At 68.0% G+C, this 17,457-nt stretch carries 14 protein-coding genes; 6 read left to right on the plus strand and 8 right to left on the minus strand.

Going from position 1 to position 17,457, the window contains the following annotated elements; all coding sequences use genetic code 11:
* Positions 1-22: 22 nt before the first annotated feature.
* From HBE64_RS00650 to HBE64_RS00660, 3 genes are read right to left on the minus strand one after another with little or no spacing between them, the layout of a single operon-like run.
* The gene (locus HBE64_RS00650) at positions 23-1,342 is read right to left on the minus strand and encodes a threonine/serine exporter ThrE family protein (protein WP_167096810.1); all 1,320 of its coding nucleotides are present in this window, start codon (positions 1,340-1,342) and stop codon (positions 23-25) included.
* Positions 1,339-1,719: a DUF1622 domain-containing protein gene (locus HBE64_RS00655; RefSeq protein ID WP_167096812.1), complete on the minus strand. Its 381-nt coding sequence runs from the start codon at positions 1,717-1,719 to the stop codon at positions 1,339-1,341. The genes HBE64_RS00650 and HBE64_RS00655 overlap by 4 nt, the downstream gene beginning before the upstream one ends.
* Positions 1,720-1,745: 26 nt before the next feature.
* Positions 1,746-2,234 carry a hypothetical protein gene (locus HBE64_RS00660; protein ID WP_167096814.1) on the minus strand — a complete coding sequence of 163 codons (489 nt, stop codon included), beginning with the start codon at positions 2,232-2,234 and terminating at the stop codon, positions 1,746-1,748.
* A gap of 161 nt (positions 2,235-2,395) precedes the next feature.
* Between HBE64_RS00660 and HBE64_RS00665 the strand changes: the two genes are divergently transcribed.
* Genes HBE64_RS00665 through HBE64_RS00685 form a run of 5 tightly spaced genes read left to right on the plus strand, consistent with a single transcriptional unit; the run spans position 2,396 to position 9,614 of the window.
* Positions 2,396-3,100 (plus strand): response regulator transcription factor, encoded by a 705-nt coding sequence (locus HBE64_RS00665; RefSeq protein ID WP_167108417.1) that lies wholly within the window; start codon positions 2,396-2,398, stop codon positions 3,098-3,100.
* Positions 3,078-4,589 (plus strand): cell wall metabolism sensor histidine kinase WalK, encoded by a 1,512-nt coding sequence (locus tag HBE64_RS00670; RefSeq protein WP_167096817.1) that lies wholly within the window; start codon positions 3,078-3,080, stop codon positions 4,587-4,589. The genes HBE64_RS00665 and HBE64_RS00670 overlap by 23 nt, the downstream gene beginning before the upstream one ends.
* Positions 4,590-4,630: 41 nt before the next feature.
* Positions 4,631-6,433 carry a glycosyltransferase family 39 protein gene (locus tag HBE64_RS00675; protein ID WP_167096819.1) on the plus strand — a complete coding sequence of 601 codons (1,803 nt, stop codon included), beginning with the start codon at positions 4,631-4,633 and terminating at the stop codon, positions 6,431-6,433.
* 44 nt (positions 6,434-6,477) lie between these two features.
* Entirely contained in the window at positions 6,478-7,722 is a 1,245-nt protein-coding gene (locus HBE64_RS00680) for a bifunctional glycosyltransferase family 2/GtrA family protein (protein ID WP_167096821.1), read from the plus strand.
* Complete coding sequence (locus HBE64_RS00685) at positions 7,719-9,614, plus strand: glycosyltransferase family 39 protein (protein ID WP_167096823.1); 1,896 nt, start codon at positions 7,719-7,721, stop codon at positions 9,612-9,614. Before HBE64_RS00680 ends, HBE64_RS00685 begins: the two co-directional genes overlap by 4 nt.
* A gap of 1 nt (position 9,615) precedes the next feature.
* Here the strand turns inward: HBE64_RS00685 and HBE64_RS00690 are convergent, their stop codons facing one another.
* Together HBE64_RS00690 and HBE64_RS00695 are read right to left on the minus strand one after the other, a co-directional pair.
* Positions 9,616-11,250: a SulP family inorganic anion transporter gene (locus tag HBE64_RS00690; protein ID WP_167096825.1), complete on the minus strand. Its 1,635-nt coding sequence runs from the start codon at positions 11,248-11,250 to the stop codon at positions 9,616-9,618.
* Positions 11,251-11,300: 50 nt separating this feature from the next.
* Entirely contained in the window at positions 11,301-12,599 is a 1,299-nt protein-coding gene (locus HBE64_RS00695; protein WP_167096827.1) for an APC family permease, read from the minus strand.
* 67 nt (positions 12,600-12,666) lie between these two features.
* Between HBE64_RS00695 and HBE64_RS00700 the strand changes: the two genes are divergently transcribed.
* Positions 12,667-14,544 (plus strand): alkyl/aryl-sulfatase, encoded by a 1,878-nt coding sequence (locus HBE64_RS00700; protein ID WP_167096829.1) that lies wholly within the window; start codon positions 12,667-12,669, stop codon positions 14,542-14,544.
* 10 nt (positions 14,545-14,554) lie between these two features.
* Here the strand turns inward: HBE64_RS00700 and HBE64_RS00705 are convergent, their stop codons facing one another.
* Genes HBE64_RS00705 through HBE64_RS00715 form a run of 3 tightly spaced genes read right to left on the minus strand, consistent with a single transcriptional unit; the run spans position 14,555 to position 17,456 of the window.
* Positions 14,555-15,529 carry an NADPH:quinone oxidoreductase family protein gene (locus HBE64_RS00705; RefSeq protein WP_167096831.1) on the minus strand — a complete coding sequence of 325 codons (975 nt, stop codon included), beginning with the start codon at positions 15,527-15,529 and terminating at the stop codon, positions 14,555-14,557.
* The gene (locus tag HBE64_RS00710) at positions 15,529-16,152 is read right to left on the minus strand and encodes a TetR/AcrR family transcriptional regulator (protein WP_167096833.1); all 624 of its coding nucleotides are present in this window, start codon (positions 16,150-16,152) and stop codon (positions 15,529-15,531) included. The genes HBE64_RS00705 and HBE64_RS00710 overlap by 1 nt, the downstream gene beginning before the upstream one ends.
* The gene (locus HBE64_RS00715) at positions 16,149-17,456 is read right to left on the minus strand and encodes an acyl-CoA dehydrogenase family protein (RefSeq protein WP_167096835.1); all 1,308 of its coding nucleotides are present in this window, start codon (positions 17,454-17,456) and stop codon (positions 16,149-16,151) included. The genes HBE64_RS00710 and HBE64_RS00715 overlap by 4 nt, the downstream gene beginning before the upstream one ends.
* Between the last annotated feature and the right edge of the window lies 1 nt (position 17,457).

The following is a 17,457-nucleotide window of genomic DNA, read 5'->3' on the forward strand; positions in this document are numbered from 1 at the left end:
CAGGTCGTCCACCCCGGTGAACCTACCGTACGGTTGGTTGGTCCAACCCTTTCGGCCACGGCAACCGGCTGTCGATGGTGTGGAACACGCTCCACCCGACCACGGTCCCCAGGGCGATGGACAGGATCGCGGCCCCGGTGGAGCCCAGACTGGACACCCCGATATTGCCGCCGGAGGCCGCCTGGCTCACCGATTCGAAGCTCAGCGCGCCCGGCACCAACGACCAGAACGCCGCGAGCATCATCACGATGGCTGGTGGCGCGGTCTTGATCCGTGCGGCCAGCATGGCGAACGGCACCACCAGAATGGCGCCGATGAATCCCGAGTGGGCTGCGGACATGACCTTGCCGGCCAACTCCTGCCCCACCAGGGCCACCGCGATCGCGGCGATAAGCCACAACAGCGACCCCCTGGGTGCCGACAGATACACGTAGAGACCGACTCCAACCACCACGATTGCGACGTAGAGCGACCAGGCTCCCATCTGGGTCGACGGGCTCTGCGGGTACACCTGGCCGGCGACCTGCACGCCGAGGGCCACGCCGAAGACCAGCAGCGCCAACTGCGCCATTCCGTAGACCAGCCGACTTGCCCCCGAAATGATCTGGGAGGCAGCAAGTTCCATCGCACCGATCGTCAAGGCCATTCCGGGTAGCGTCGCCACCAACGCCGGGGCGATGACCCGGAGCAGCCCGTCGTTGGCGGTGTCCGCGACGAACCAGGTCGCCAGGATCGTGACGATGGTCGCCGACAGCGTCGGCAGGATCGGGTTCAGCCCCGGGAACGGCCGGCCGAACTGGACGATGGCACCCACCACCAGTCCGAGGAACAGATAACCGGGAAGCGACGCCCAGGTCGGGTTGATCACCATGCCGAATCCGACTGTGGTGACGGCATATCCGATCGTCGTGGCAATCGGTCCGAACCGGGGCTTCAGGGTGCGCGCGGCCTCGATGGCCGCGATCGCATCGGCGGGGGTGATGGCCCCGACGGCGGCCAGGCTGGCGATGTCGTCGATGCGCCCCGCCATGTCCAGCTGTAGTGACGAATGTGTCGAGCCGTCCACCTGGTAACCAACGGTGCCCACCTGGATCATCAGCATCGTCGGCAGCACCACCACCCGCACCGGTTCGCTGGTGTACTGCGCGGCGATCTGCAGCAGGCGGCCCTCGACCAGGGAGGTCGGCTGCTCCACCTCCACCAGTGCGATGCCGATAGCCCGCAGCATCTCCGCGACGTCGGTCTGGTCGTGGGTGTCCGGCGGCGCCAACGGTTCGGGGGGAGTCTTACGGATTGCGTCGAAGATCCGCTTCCGGCGGGCTTGCCGCGACTGCTTGCTCATCGCTTCGATGCGGCTGCGGATGCGGCTGCTGCGGCGTCCTGCTCCAGGCGGGATTTCTGCCACGGCCAGTACCCGGTGACTTCGAGCTGCAACGAGAAGCTCAAGAACGTCCGGATCAAGACGATGCCGCCGAGCACCGCGACGCTGCGGGCGTCGGGGGTGACCGCCACCGTGCGGATGATGTCGGCGGCGACGAGGAACTCCAGGCCCAGCAGGATGCTGCGGCCGAGCTGCTCGCGGAACACCCGGTAGGCGGCGCCGGTCTTGAGCCGGGGGACCACCCCGGCGGCCGAGATCAGCGCGCCGACAGCGATCACGGCGACCCCGACCCCGTCGATCGTCTTGCCGACTGTCTCGATGACCTCGTAGAAGCTCACCGAAGGAATTGTAGGAACGTCGGGCGCTATCGAGCCGGTAATACCGCGGTTGCGCCGGCTGTGCCGTTGGCTTCGGTGGCCCGCACGGTGACCTCGTCACCGCTGTGCACCGGCTGGCGCGGCTGACGGGTCGTGGCGTCGATCCGGAAGGTCTGGGAGTAACCGTCCGCGCTGCGCACCGTGATCGCGGTATCAGTGACCGAAGAGACGGTGCCGGTCTGGGTCACGTCGGTGAGGTATCCGCCCTTGCCGTCGGAGACGACCGACACGCTGTGCAGCGTCCGGCTGTTGTCGCCGGGGAATCCCTGGCCGCCGGGACCGCCCGCCTCCCAGCCGGCCGGCGGGCCCATCCGTCCGGGTCCGCCGCCGGACGAGCCGCCGGCCGCATGCACGACGAGCCCGCCGCCGACCGCCAGTGCGGCCGCGATGGCGACCGCGGTCACCGTTGTCCGCGTCGACCAGGCCGGCGGCCGGGTGGGCGCAGCCCCCCACACTTCGTGCTCTTCAACAGTCATGGCTCCACGTTGTGCGGTGAAGATGGGAGGCGGCTGTGCCGGTAATCGGCGTGTTCTGTGTGGCCCTGCTTTCACAGCCGACGCATAGGAATGGCATAGGGTCAGCTCATGGCGCGTCCGATACTGGAGTTATGACCTCTTCTGCGGCCGAACGTGTGGTGATGCGGCGGGCCGACGGCAACCCGATCAATGTGCTGGTCGTCGACGACGAAGCAGTGCTGGCCGAAATGGTGTCGATGGCCCTTCGCTACGAGGGCTGGAACATCACGACGGCGGCCGACGGCGCGTCGGCGATCTCCGCGGCGCGCGGCACCCGCCCCGACGCCGTCGTGCTCGACATCATGCTGCCCGACATGAGCGGCCTCGAGGTGCTCCGCAGGCTGCGTGAGCAGAGCCCGCACCTGCCGGTTCTGCTGCTCACCGCCAAGGACGCCGTCGAAGACCGGATCGCCGGGCTGACCGCCGGCGGAGACGACTACGTCACCAAGCCGTTCTCCATCGAGGAGGTCGTGCTGCGGCTGCGCGCCCTGCTGCGGCGCACCGGGGTGACCACCGAGGACAGCGGCGCCCAGATCGTGGTCGGCGACCTCGTGCTCGACGAGGACAGCCACGAGGTGACCCGCGCCGGTTCGCCGATCGCGTTGACATCCACCGAGTTCGAACTGCTGCGTTTCCTCATGCGCAATCCCAAGCGCGTGCTGTCGAAGGCGCAGATCCTCGACCGGGTGTGGAGTTACGACTTCGGCGGCAGGTCCAACATCGTCGAGCTCTACATCTCGTATCTGCGGAAGAAGATCGACAACGGCCGCGAACCGATGATCCATACGCTTCGCGGTGCAGGCTATGTCCTCAAACCTGCGTGCTAGCACCTGGTCGCTGAGCGCACGGCTGCTCATAGGTCAGGTGATGCTGCTGGCGGCGGTCTGCCTCGGCATCGGCGCCGTCACCATCGTGGCGTTGTATCAGTACCTCGTCGGCGAGGTCGACGCGCAGCTGCGCGAGACCGCCCACCGGGGCGCCATGATGTACGGCGAGCCGCTGCCGCCACCGCCGCCGCCCGGTCTGGGTCCGTGGCGTGAGGACCGACCCGTCTACCCCCAACCTGGCCCCGGCCCGATGTTCCTCGACGCACCCGGCCAGCCGATCGGCCTGACCGCCGCGGTCGTACGCGACGGCGTCACCACCGACGCCGGGGTGCTGACCGTCGGCGGTGTGCGCGCCGCCCTGTCGCCCAAAGCTCAACAGCAGCTTGCCGATGCGGTCGGTGAGCGGCACTCCGTCACCCGCGACCTCGACGGGCTTGGCCACTACCGGGTGATCGCCGCGCGCAGCAGGATGACCGGTGACACCCTGGTGATCGGGCTCAGCATGCGCAACGTCGACGGGACGCTGCTGCGGGTGGCGTTGATCTTCGGCGTGGTGACGGCGGCGGCCATGATCATCGCCACCACCGCGGGCATCCTCATCATCCGCCGCGCGCTGACACCGCTCAACCGGGTGGCGGCTGCCGCTGGCGAAGTCGCCAACCTGCCGCTGGACCGAGGGGAAGTCGAACTACCCGTTCGTGTTCCGGTCCCGGACGCCAACCCGCACACCGAGGTGGGACGCCTCGGCCTGGCCATCAACCGGATGCTCGACCACATCTCCTCGGCCCTGTCCACACGACAGGCCAGCGAGAGCCGGGTCCGGCAGTTCGTCGCCGACGCCAGCCACGAGCTGCGCACCCCGCTGGCCGCCATCCGCGGCTATACCGAACTGGCGCAACGCAAACGCGATCAGATGCCCGAGGACGTCGCGCACGCCATGGGGCGGGTGGAGTCCGAAGCGGTGCGGATGACGCACCTGGTCGAGGATCTGCTGCTGCTGGCGCGGCTCGACTCCGGCCGGCCACTGGAACGCGAACCGGTTGACCTGGCGCGACTTTCGGCTGATGTCGTCAGTGACGCCCATGTCGCGGGCCCCGAGCATCGCTGGCAGCTGGACCTGCCACCGGATCCGCTCTACGTGGTCGGTGACGACGCACGCCTGCATCAGGTGGTGGCCAACCTGCTGGCCAACGCCCGCACCCACACCCCGCCGGGAACGTCGGTGACGCTTTCGCTCGACACCGAACCGGGTGCGGCCGTGCTGCGGGTGGTCGACAACGGGCCGGGTATCCCGGCCGAGCTGCAGTCGGAGGTCTTCGAACGGTTCGCCCGCGGCGACACCTCACGCTCACGCAAGGGCGGTTCGACGGGCCTGGGCCTGGCGATCGCCTCGGCGGTGGTGCGTGCCCACGGCGGCAGCATCGGTCTGCAGAGTGTGCCGGGCAGCACCGAATTCACCGTGCGGCTGCCCTGCACAGCAGGGGCATAGCCCGTACTCAGTTCCAGGACAAGGTGATTCGGCAACATGGCATGGTGACCACCGCTGCCCGCAACCGTGCCGCGCTGGCCGCCCTGCTCGGTGTGACCGCCGCGCTGTATCTGTGGAACCTCGGCGCCAGCGGATGGGCGAATGCCTTCTATTCGGCTGCCGCCCAGGCGGGTTCGATGAACTGGACGGCGTGGCTGTTCGGGTCGAGTGACCCCGCCAATGCCATCACCGTCGACAAGACGCCGGCAGCGCTGTGGGTGACGGGGCTTTCCGTCCGGTTGTTCGGCCTGAGTTCGTGGAGCATCCTGGTGCCGCAGGCGGTGTGCGGTGTCGCTGCTGTCGCGGTGCTCTACGCCGCAGTGCGCAGAGTCGCGGGGCCGCGGGCCGGCCTGCTTGCCGGTGCGATCCTGGCCGCCACCCCGGCGGCTGCCCTGATGTTCCGATTCAACAATCCGGATGCGCTGCTGGTGCTGGCACTGGTGGTCGCCGCCTACGCCACGCAACGCGCGCTGGACCGCGACGCTGCCGCGTGGTGGCTGCCGCTCGCCGGGGCCGCCGTCGGCATCGGGTTCCTGGCCAAGATGCTGCAGGCCTTCCTTGTCCTTCCCGCGCTGGCGGTGGTCTTCGTGATCGCCGCCGATCTGCCGCTGCGCACGCGGGTGTGGCGGGTGGTGGCCGCCGCCGTGGCGGTGGTCGTCACCAGCGGTTGGTACCTGGTGCTGGTCACGGTGTGGCCCGTGACGGCGCGGCCCTACATCGGCGGCTCTCAACACAACTCCGTCGTCGAACTGGCGCTGGGGTACAACGGCTTCGGGCGGCTGACCGGTAATGAGACCGGTGGTTTGGGCAACCTGAACTTCGACGTGGGCTGGGCGCGACTCTTCGGCGCCGAGATGGGCCCCCACATCGCCTGGTTGTTGCCCGCCGCCGTGGTGGCACTGGTTGCCGGCCTGTGGATCACCAGACGCGGGCCGAGAACCGACCGGACCCGCGCTGCGCTGCTGATGTGGGGTGGCTGGCTGGTCGTCACCGCGATGGTGTTCAGCTTCGCCAACGGCATCCTGCACCCCTACTACACCGTCGCGCTGGCACCCGCTGTCGCGGCGGTGGTGTCGATCGGCGGCCGACTACTGTGGCAGCGGCGGGCCGACCTACGGGCGGCTGTCGCGCTGGCGGGGATGTCCGGCATCACCGTGGCACTCAGTTACGTTCTGCTGCAGAACTATTCACACTGGCTGCCCTGGCTGCGGATGGGCATACTCACGGGCGGCATCGCGGCGACGGCCCTGCTGACGGTGGTCGCACGCCTGCCGAGAGCGGTCGAACGCGCCGTGGCGATCCTGGCTGTCGTCGTGGCCCTGGCCGGGCCGGCCGCGGTGTCGGTGGCGACGGCCGCTTCCCCGCGAACTGGCGCCATCCCGTCGGTCGGGCCCTCCGACGGCCGGGCCGGGAGCATGCCGGGGTTGTTCGGCGCCCCTGAGCCCGGCCCCGGTCTTGTTGCGGCGCTGCGGTCTGACGCGGTCCAATACACCTGGGCCGCAGCCGTTGTCGGATCGAGCAATGCCGCCGGGTACCAGCTGGGTGCCGGTGTGCCGGTGATGGCTGTCGGCGGATTCAACGGCACCGACCCGGCGCCGACGCTGCAACAGTTCCAGGACTACGTCCGAACGAACCGGATCCACTGGTTCATCGACAAGTCCTGGCCCGGCCCGTTTCCCGGCACCCGGTCGGGCAGTGACGCCGCCGAGCGCATCCGAGACTGGGTGAGTGAGAGGTTCGTCTCGCGAAATATCGAGGGCGTCAACGTCTACGACCTCACGCAAACGCTCACAGCAGGGTCATAGCGTGGACCAACGTCCGGCCCAATGCGGTCCTCGATGATGGAGTCATGACCATCACCGATCTTCCCGAGATGCGGCGGCGCAACGCGGCACTGATCGCCGCGGACAACGGCGCCCCGGTACTCGATGTCGTCGTCCCGGTGTACAACGAGCAGGTCGTCCTGGCCGACTCGATCCACCGGCTGCACCGCTATCTGCGCGAAGACCTTCCGTTCACCTTCCGGATCACGATCGCCGACAACGCGAGCACCGACGACACCTGGAGTATCGCCACCGGGTTGGCCGCCGAACTGCCGCAGGTGCGGTGTGTGCGTCTGGAGCAGAAAGGTCGCGGCCGGGCGTTACACGCGGTGTGGTCGTCCTCGGATGCCCCGGTGCTGGCCTATATGGACGTCGATCTGTCCACCGATCTCGCGGCCGTTGCGCCGTTGGTGGCGCCGCTGGTGTCCGGACACTCCGACCTCGCGATCGGCACCCGGCTCAGTCGCGGCTCCCGGGTGGTTCGCGGTGCCAAGCGGGAGATCATCTCGCGCTGCTACAACTTCATCCTGCGCTCAACTCTGTCGGCGAAGTTCTCCGATGCCCAGTGCGGCTTCAAGGCGATCCGCGCCGACGTCGCGGCGGAGCTTCTGCCGCATGTCGAGGACACCGGCTGGTTCTTCGACACCGAACTGCTGGTGCTCGCCGAACGCAGTGGTTTCCGCATCCACGAAGTTCCCGTCGACTGGATCGACGACCCCGACAGCCGTGTCGACATCGTCGCCACCGCCATCGCCGACCTGAGGGGAATCGCTCGCTTGGTCAAAGCATTCGGCACCGGGGAGATCCCGGTGCACGCCATCGCGGCGCAGTTCGGCAACTGCGCGGGTGAAAAGCGGTCGCTGCTGAACCAGAGTGTGCGTTTCGCCGCGATCGGAATCTTGTCGACCGTGGCCTATCTTGCGCTGTTCGTCGCGCTGCGCCCGATCGGTGCGCAGGGTGCCAACCTCGTCGCGCTGCTGGTGACCGCGGTGGCGAACACGGCCGCCAACCGTCGCTTCACGTTCGGGGTGCGCGGACGCGCCGGCGTCGGTCGCCACCAGTTCGAGGGTCTCCTGGTGTTCGGTATCGGCCTGGCGTTGACCAGCGGCGCGCTGGCCGTGCTGCACAGTCTGAGCGAACCCCCGCGGGCGCTCGAGCTCGCGGTGCTGGTCGCGGCCAACCTGGTTGCGACTGTGGTTCGATTTGTTCTGTTGCGCGGCTGGGTGTTTCACCCGCGTCGCACCGGTGTGGCCAAGGGAGACCTGCGATGATCGTCCTCGACGAGATGACTGTGTCGCCGGATGCCGAGCCGACATCACCGGCCCGGCCACGGTGGGCGCGTCCCGCGTTGTGGTCGCTGCTGGGCGTGACCGCCGTGCTGTACCTGTGGGGTCTGAGCGCCGCCGGCTGGGCCAACGAGTACTACGCCGCCGCAGTTCAGGCCGGTACGCAGAGCTGGAAAGCACTGCTGTTCGGCTCGATCGACGCCGGCAATGCGATCACCGTCGACAAGCCGCCCGCCGCGCTGTCGGTGATGGCACTGTCCGGCCGGATCTTCGGGTTCGGCACGCTGTCGATGCTGGTGCCCCAGGCGCTGATGGGCGTGGGATCGGTGGCCCTGGTCTATGGCGCGGTGCGCCGGGTCAGCGGTTACGGGGCGGGGCTCCTCGCCGGTGCAGTGCTGGCGCTGACTCCGGTGGCCGCGTTGATGTTCCGTTACAACAATCCCGACGCGCTGCTAGTGCTGCTGCTGGTGGCCGCCGGTTACTGCCTCATCCGCAGCCTGGAGGGCAACCCCGGCAGGTGGGTGGCGCTGGCTGGTGTCGCCGTCGGTTTCGCGTTCCTCACCAAGCTACTGCAGGCACTGCTGATCACACCGGCGCTGGCTCTCGTGGTGCTCGTCGCACTGCCCGGAAGTGTGTGGCACCGACTGCGGGTGCTGCTGGTCGGACTGGTCGCGATGATCGTCTCGGCCGGCTGGTATCTGGCGCTGGTGAGCTTGTGGCCCAAAGACTCTCGGCCCTACATCGGCGGGTCGACCGACAACAGCCTGCTGCAGCTGGCGCTCGGCTACAACGGTCTGGGCCGGGTGTTCGGCGGTGACGGTAACCCGGGCGGCTCGGGGGGCGGTCCGTCGGAGGGTCCCGGCCCGATGGGTGGTTCGGCGATGTTCGGCGGCTCGACCGGGATCGGCCGGATGTTCGGCGAGTCCATGGGAACCGAGATCTCCTGGCTGCTGCCCGCTGCCCTGATCGGCCTTCTGGCCGGGCTGTGGTTCACGCGCCGCGCACCACGCACCGATCACACCCGAGCTGCGCTGCTGCTGTGGGGTGGGTGGCTGGTGGTCACCGCGCTGGTGTTCAGCTTCATGAAGGGGATCATGCATCCCTATTACACGATCGCACTTGCCCCCGCGGTGGCCGCGGTGATCGGTATCAGCGTCCGAGAGCTCTGGTGCGGTAGGCAATTCGCCGTCCCCCGTTGGACTCTGGCCGTGATGGTCGCAGCGACCGGGATGTGGAACTTCGTCCTGCTCGACCGCACGCCGGACTGGCTGCCCTGGCTGCGATGGGTGGTCCTGGCGGGCGCCATCGCGGTGGCCGCGGTGCTGGCCGCCGGTGCGAACCGACTCGGCCGCTGGGCTGTCGTCCTCGCCGCGGCGGGGCTGCTCGCCGGCCTCGCGGGCACCTCCGCCTACACCGTGGAGACCGTGCTGAACAATCACGGCGGTGGCATCCCCGTCTCGGGTCCCAGCCGCGCAGGCACCTCCTTCGGCCCGGGTGGACCAGGTGGGCCCGGTGGCCAAGGGGGTGGCGTTGCGCCCTCGGCCAACTCCGAACTGAAGTCCCTGGTGGAGAAGTCCGAAAAGCGTTGGGCTGCAGCGACAGTGGGTTCGCACACCGCAGGCAGCCTCGAGCTGGCCACCGGTGCCTCGGTGATGTCGATCGGAGGCTTCAGCGGCGGGGACAACTCACCCACACTCGAGCAGTTCCAGTCCTACGTCAGTGCCGGGCAAGTCCAGTACTTCATCGTCGACGGGTCCGGCGGGCACGGCGGACCGGGGCAACATTCGGGCACTGGTGCGGCGATCACGCAGTGGGTGCAAGAGCATTACACCGCCCAAGACATCGGCGGCACCGAGGTCTACGACCTGACTGCCTGACTTACGGTCGCAGCGCAGCCACCGCGGCGCGGTTGGTGTCGAACACCTGATGCCCGTCCAGCAGATGCATGCGGTCGAGATTGGCGGCCAGTTCGGGACGCACCCGCGAGTAGGCGAAGGTGATCGATCGGCCCTGCAGCCACTGCAGTTCCTTGGCCAACGCCTCCGCGCCGGTGACGTCGACGTCGGTCACCCCCTCCATGTCGAGGATGAACGCCTTCACCGGATGGGGTGCGGCCTTGACCGCGCGGCGGATCGCCGCACTCAGAGTCTGGGCGTTACCGAAGAAGATCGGCGCGGCGAAGCGCATCGCGACCAAGCCCGGCACGGTTTCGCCGATGTCGTCGTGGCCGACGGTGAGCGACACGTGCGGATCATCGGAGCCCTGCAGCACGTCGACGGCGGGGCGAGCAGCCTTGCGCAGCAAGTTGATCAACGACAGGAGGAAGGCCAGGACGATACCTGCCAGCGGCCCGATGAGCAGCACACCAAGGAAACATGTTGCGCCGATGAGGAATTCGAACTGCGACAGCTCCCACAGGTGGCGGAACTCGCGGATTCCGATCAGCTTGGCCACCGACACCCCGACAATAGCGCCGATTGCGGGCGACGGAATGTCGGCGAGGAGCCCGGCGCCGAACAGCAACATTGCCAACGCTCCGCCGGCCATCACCAGCAGCGGAAGTTGCGTGCGGGATCCGGCCTGATCCATGGCCGCAGCCCGCGACGTCGACGATCCGACGGTGAAACCTGAGGACAATCCGGAGGCGACGTTGGCCGCACCGAAGGCCAGTAGGTCGCGGTCCGGCGACGTGCGATAGCCGTACTTGTCGGCATAGGAACGGGCCAGCAGCAGCCCCTCACCGACCGTCACGGTGGTGATCGCGATCGCGGGCAGAATCACCGAGATCCATTGCGAGAACGACAGATGCGGAACTGCGAGCACCGGTGGGCCGGACGGCACCGAGCCCAGTACCGACACGCCCTTGGCGGGCAGATGCAGCAGCGTCGAGGCGACAGTGGCAAGCACCAGCACGATCAGCGCCCACGGCACCGCAGGCCAGCGCCGCCGGGCCGGCACCAGCACCGCGACGGCAGCGGTCCCCAGCGCCAGCGACCACCAGTGCACGGTGCCGAGCTTGGTGACCAGTTGCACCAGGCGTTCGAAGAACTCCGCCCCGCTCGGCACCTTGATCCCCATGATCTTGGCGATCTGGCTGAGCAGGATGTCGGTGGCCAACCCGCCGACGAATCCGATGAGGATCGGTTTGGACAAGAAGTCCGCCAGGAACCCCAGCCGGAACACCGCGCAGGTGAGGAACAACAGCCCGCCGACGATCGCCTGCGCGGCCGCCATCGCCGCGTACTGCCCGCTGCCTGCGGGCGCCAGCCCCGTCAGCGCCGAGCCCACCAGTGCGGCCGCCGCGGCGTCGGGAGCGGCGACCAGATGGCGTGAGGATGCCAGCAGGGCGAAGGCCACCGACGGCAGCACCAGCGCGTAGAGCCCGGCGGTCGGCGGCAGCCCGGCGATCTGGGCGTATCCGATGTTGAGCGGTAACGCGATCGCCAGCAGCGTGACACCGGCCAGAACCTCGGTTCCGACGTTGCCTCTGGTGAGGCCGGGCAGCACGTTCATCGGCGCAATCATGAGCTACCCGGGCAGCCGACGCGCGGCAATTGGCCGACCTATGTGGCGCTCGGTTCCACCCGAAGCCGGCGGCCGGTGCGCCGTCGGTAGACGTATTCGAAGGCGAAGCTGACCGCCAGCACGCCCAGCAACGTGATCCAGGTGCTGGCCGGTCCGGTGCGGACCGTATAAGCGAGCAGAAGGACGAACAACGCCAGATTGAGCAGCACGGCGGTGACGAGCAATGCCGGTTTGGCGCCGGTCTGTCGCCACACTCGCAGATGTCCCAGGCTGACCGTGCCATACACGATCAGGAACGCCAGGCTGGCCATCTGGCCGACGGCGGCCAGCGGGAAGAACAACACGAACAGAGCGGTCAACCCCGCGGCGGTGAACAAACCGGCGGTGCCGCCGTGCCACACCCCGCGAGCGAAACTGCTCGGCATCTCACCGGTCTTCGCCACCGTGAAGGCGAGGTTGGCATCACCGAACATGGTGGCGTTCACACCGGACGCCGTGGCCAACAGCGCGGCAAGCCCGATGACGATGAAACCGGCTCGGCCGAGCACCCCGCGCGCCGCCTCGGACAGGACGTGTCCCTGGCTGGCATCCATCGCGGGCAGCGTCATCGTCATCACCACCAGCGAGCCCACCACCACGTAGACCGCGACCACGATGGCCAGCGCAGTGAACATCGCACGCGGCAGTTCGCGAGCCGGGTCGCGCATGTCTCCGGCGGAGTTGGTGACCACTCCGAAGCCCTCGTAGGTGACGTAGAGCAGGCCTGCGGCGAACAGCACCCCGATGAACGAGTGGTCGGTGTTGTGGCTGAAACGGGCCGGATCCGCTTTCGCCGCGGCGAAGGCGACGAACACGACGAGGATGACGAGCTCCACGCCGACGACCACGATTTCGGAACGTGCGACGAGCTTGTTGCCCACCAGGTTCACCGCGACGACGGCGGCGATGAGCCCGATCCCGACCGCCTTGCCCGCCCAGTCCGGCGTATGCCAGGGCAACAGCGCCAGCAGGTAGCCGGCGAATCCCGATGCGTAGAGGGCCATCGCGATGATCCAGCCGAGGAACTGGAAGACGTTGAGCCCACCCGCGACGATGCCGTCGCCGAAACAGCGGATCAGGAACTGTGCGGCGCCGCCGCGGCTGGGATAGACCGCGCCGAGCTTGGCGTAGGAGTACACGCTGAAGACCGACACCACTCCACCGATGAGGAAGGCGACCGGCAGCCAGACTCCCGCTGTGGTGGAGGCCAGGCCGAGCAGTGTGTACAGGCCGGCGCCCATCATGCCGCCGACACCGATCGCCGTTGCCCCGGCGACAGTGATCGATGCTTTGGCCATCGTGCATGTCTACCCGCCGCCGATCTGGTCGACTATCGGGACCCTGTCTTCTGGAAGGATTCGAGCCATGGAGCACAAACCGCCCGCAGCCGCCATCGAAGCCGCCCACGCCGAGCATCTGCAGTCCCTTCCGTTCGAGGACACCGCCGACTTTGACGACGCCGACCGCGGCTTCCTCGCCGCACTGCAGCCGTGCGTGGTCACCGCCGCCGACGGCCGGGTGGTGTGGGACAACGACGTCTACGACTTCCTCGGCGGTGACGCGCCGACATCGGTGCATCCCAGCCTGTGGCGGCAGTCCATCCTGGCGGCCAAGCAGGGCCTCTACGAGGTGGTCGAAGGTATCTACCAGGTCCGTGGTCTGGACCTGTCGAACATCAGCTTCATCGAGGGTGACACCGGCGTCATCGTCATCGACCCGTTGATCTCGACCGAGACCGCGGCCGCGGCGCTGGCGCTCTACCGCGCCCACCGCGGCGATCGCCCCGTGGTGGCGGTCATCTATACCCACAGCCATGTCGACCACTTCGGCGGCGTGCTCGGTGTGACGACCCAGGCCGACGTCGACGCCGGCAAGGTCGCGGTGATCGCCCCGGAGGGCTTCGTCGAGCACGCCGTGCAGGAGAACGTCTACGCCGGCACCGCGATGGCGCGGCGCGCCTCGTACATGTACGGCACCCTGCTCGAGCGCGGCCCGCAAGGCCAGGTCGGTTGCGGGCTCGGGCAGCAGACGTCCACCGGTGAGGTGGCCATCATCGTGCCCACCATCGACATCAGTGTCACCGGTGAGACACACACCATCGACGGCGTCGAGATCGAGTTCCAGATGGCACCCGGCACCGAGGCCCCTGCCGAGATGCATTTCTACTTTCCGCAGTTCCGTGCGCTGTGCATGGCCGAGAACGCCACCCACAACCTGCACAACCTGCTGACGCTGCGCGGCGCACTGGTTCGCGATCCGCACGCCTGGTCGGGGTATCTCACCGAAGCCATCGACAGCTTCGCCGACCGCACCGACGTCGTCTTCGCCTCCCACCACTGGCCCACGTGGGGCCACGACAACATCGTGGAATTCCTGTCGCTGCAACGCGATCTGTACGCATACCTACATGACCAGACGTTGCGACAGCTCAACCAGGGTTACACCGGCATCGAGATCGCCGAGACCTTCCAGATGCCGCCCGCGCTGCACAAGGCATGGCATGCACACGGCTACTACGGTTCGGTCAGCCACAACGTCAAGGCCGTCTACCAGCGCTACATGGGCTGGTTCGACGGCAACCCCGGCCGGCTCTGGGCGCATCCGCCGGAGGCCATCGGGCCGCGTTACGTCGAAGCGATGGGCGGCGTCGACCGAGTCGTCGAGATCGCCCGCTCGGCCTTCGACTCAGGCGATTTCCGCTGGGCAGCAACACTTCTCGACCACGCCATCTTCACCGACCAGAACCACGCCGGGGCACGTGACCTGTACGCCGACACCCTCGAGCAGCTGGGCTACGGCGCCGAGTGCGCAACGTGGCGCAACTTCTTCCTGTCCGGGGCGACCGAGTTGCGGGACGGCAACTTCGGCACTCCGGTCGGCGCCAACTCGAAGGCGATGATGGCGCAACTGACGCCGCAGCAGATCTTCGACACTCTGGCGATCAATGTGAACGGGCCCCGAGCCTGGGATCTCGACGTCGCCATCGACATCACGTTCACCGACCTCGCCACCAACTACCGCCTGGCACTGCGCAACGGTGTGCTGGTCTACCGCAAGAGCGACGCCGACCCCTCGACCGCCGACACCACCGTCACGCTGGCCACCAAGATGCGGTTACTGGCCGCCGCCGCAGGCGATTTCACCTCGCCGGGGCTGGAGATAAGCGGCGATCCGCAGACGCTGCAGGCGCTGCTCGGTGCGCTCGACCGGCCCGACCCAGGTTTCAACATCATCACGCCGTAGGTGCCACACCTCAGGAGACGTCGATGACGACCTTGCCCACCGCCTTGCGGTCTGCGACGTAGCGCAGCGCGGCCGCGGCCTGGTCCAGCGGGAAGCGGGCCCCGATGTAGGGCCGCAGCTTGCCTTCGGCGAACAACGCGGCGAGTTCGGCGTCGTCGCGCCCGATCTGGTCGGGATAGTCGTCGGCGAACGTGCGAATCTCCATGCCCAGCAAGGTGATTCCCTTGAGCATCACCAGGTTCAGCGGGATCGCGGGGATCTCGCCAGCGGCATAGCCGAGCGTGACGAACCGGCCACCGCGGCCCAGGCCGCGCAGTGCTGGCTCGGAGTACCTACCGCCCACCGGATCGAGCACCACCTGGGCACCAGCCGGACCGGTGATCTCCTTGAGCCGCGCCTTGAGGTCCTCGCGGTCGTAGTCGATGCATGCCGCCGCCCCGCGCTGCCTGCACACGTCGAGCTTCTCCGGACCTGAGGCGGCAGCGATCACCTTGGCGCCCATCAGCACTGCGATATCGAGGGCCGCCAAGCCGACGCCGCCCGCTGCACCCAGGACGACCACCCAGTCGCCGGGTTTCACCGGAGCCACTGTGCGCAGGGTGTAGTAGGCGGTGCGGTTGGTGACGCCGAACGCCGCCGCGTCGGCGTAGTCCACCCCGTCGGGGATCGGAGCCAGCCCGCGGGCGTCGAGCACCGCCAGCTCGGCGAAGGCGCCGACGAACGTCGTCGCCGACACCCGGTCACCGGGCTTGTAGTCCACACCGTCACCGACGGCCAACACGTCACCGGCCATCTCGCTGCCCGGGCTGAACGGCGGCGGAACCTTGATCTGATACTTACCGGCGATCAGCAGCACGTCGGGATAGTTCACCGCCGCGGCGCGCACCTTCACCACCACCTGGCCGGGTCCCGGTGTCAGATCGGGCAATTCGTCGAGGACCAGATCCTCCGGCGTGCCGTACTCCCGGCAGACGACGGCGCGCATCAGCGTTCTCCTTCTGTCACGCCCAGCCCGCCGAGACAGAAGCGGACGAGGTGGTCGATGTCGGCGCGGCCCGGTTGACCGCTGGCCTCCACGTACCGGCGCATCGTACCGATCGTGCAGTTGAACACGGCATCGGCATCACGCCCGGGATCGCGCCGGCCGAGTTGGCTGATCGGTTCGATCAGTAGTGCGCGCAGGGTGTCCAGGATCTCCTCCTGGGCAAGCCGGCCCTTGTCGGAGCCGGGGAACTGAATGACGAGCGCGCGGCTCATCGCCGTCAGATCGGGGTCCACCACCTGGGCCAGCGCACCCCGGATCCAGCGCGCCACCTTGTCCTGGGGGCGTTTCTCCTTGGCCATCTGGTGTTCCAGATATGAGACCACCAGCGCCACACCGCGTTCCATGGCCGCCAGCATCAGGTCGTCCTTACCCGCGAAGTAGCGGTAGAACGCCTTGTTCGACACCCCGGCCTCGGCGACGATGTCGCTGACGCGCGGCGCCTCCGGAGACACCCGCTGCATCACCCGCACCGCCGCGGCCAGGATGCGTTCGACCTCTTCGGTGGCCTCCCGCTGGCGCTCGTCGAGGGCGCGCCCCACGGCGGCCGCGGCGCGGCTGGTCACGGCGAAACAGGCAGCGCCGGAATGCGATCGACCAAATGGCCGTACTTCGCCCTGGCGCGCTCGACGCGGTTGCTCAAAAACTCGCTGGGCCACAACGGATCCTCGGCCTCGTATCCCTTGAGCACCATCCGGGCCAGGTTCACCTTGTGCGCCTCGGTGGGGCCATCGGCCAGGCCGAGCGCCAGGCCACCGAGCAGCACGCTGGTGAGCGGCATCTGGTCGGTCAGGCCGAGGCCGCCGTGAACCTGGATCGCCCGCAGCCCGATCGACTTGAGCACCGCTGCCGTCTGGATCTTGCACGCGGCGATCGCCTCCCGCGCGGCGTGCTCGCCCTGGGTGTCCACCAGCCACGCCGCGTACAGGACCAGCAGCCGGAACTGCGTCAACTCGACATACGAGTCGGCAACGAACTCCTGGACCAGCTGCTTGTCGGCGAGCAGGCTGCCCTGGGTGAAGCGACTCTTCGCCCGCCTGGCCATCATGTCGATCGCCCGCTGCGCCATCCCGATGGACCGCATTGCATGGTGCAGCCGGCCACCGGCCAGACGGGACTGCGCCACTCCGAAGCCCTGCCCTTCCTCACCGAGCATCGCCGAGGCCGGCACCCGCACGTTGTCGTATCGCACCAGCGAGTGCCCGGGATCGTGCTTGTGTGAACCGACCAGATGATGCGTCGCCTCGATGGTGACGCCGGGAGTGTCGCTGGGGACCAGGAACGTCGATGCGCCCTTGTGGACCGGAACGTCGGCGTCCGTGATGGCCACGACGATGAAGAACGATGCCACCGACGCATTCGACGACCAGTACTTGAGGCCGTTGATCACCCAGTGGTCACCGTCGCGCACCGCCCGGGTGGTGAAGACCCGCGGATCCGAACCGCCCTGCGGCTCGGTCATCGAGAACGTGGAGAAGATCTCGCCGGACAGCAACCCGGTGAGGTAGCGGTCCTTCTGTTCCTGGGTGCCGAAGCGGGCGAGGATCTCGGCGTTGCCGGTGTCGGGTGCCTGCGTGCCGAAGACGATCGACGACCACGTCGCCCGGCCGAGGATCTCGTTGATCAGCGTCAGCTTGACCGCCCCGAACCCCTGGCCGCCGAGGTCGGGGCCCAGGTGCGGCGCCCACAGCCCCTGGTCGCGGACCTTCTGCTTGAGCGGGTCGACGACCCGGCGGCGCTCCTCGTCCAGCGGGAGGAACTCGCAGCTGGGGAAGAGCACCTCGAGGGGTTCGACCTCCTCACGGACGAACTCGCGAATCCAGGCGAGTTTCTCTTCGAATTCGGGTTCGACCGAGAAGTCGAAGGCCATG

The sequence above is a fragment of the Mycobacterium sp. DL592 genome (assembly GCF_011694515.1).
Lineage (GTDB): Bacteria > Actinomycetota > Actinomycetes > Mycobacteriales > Mycobacteriaceae > Mycobacterium.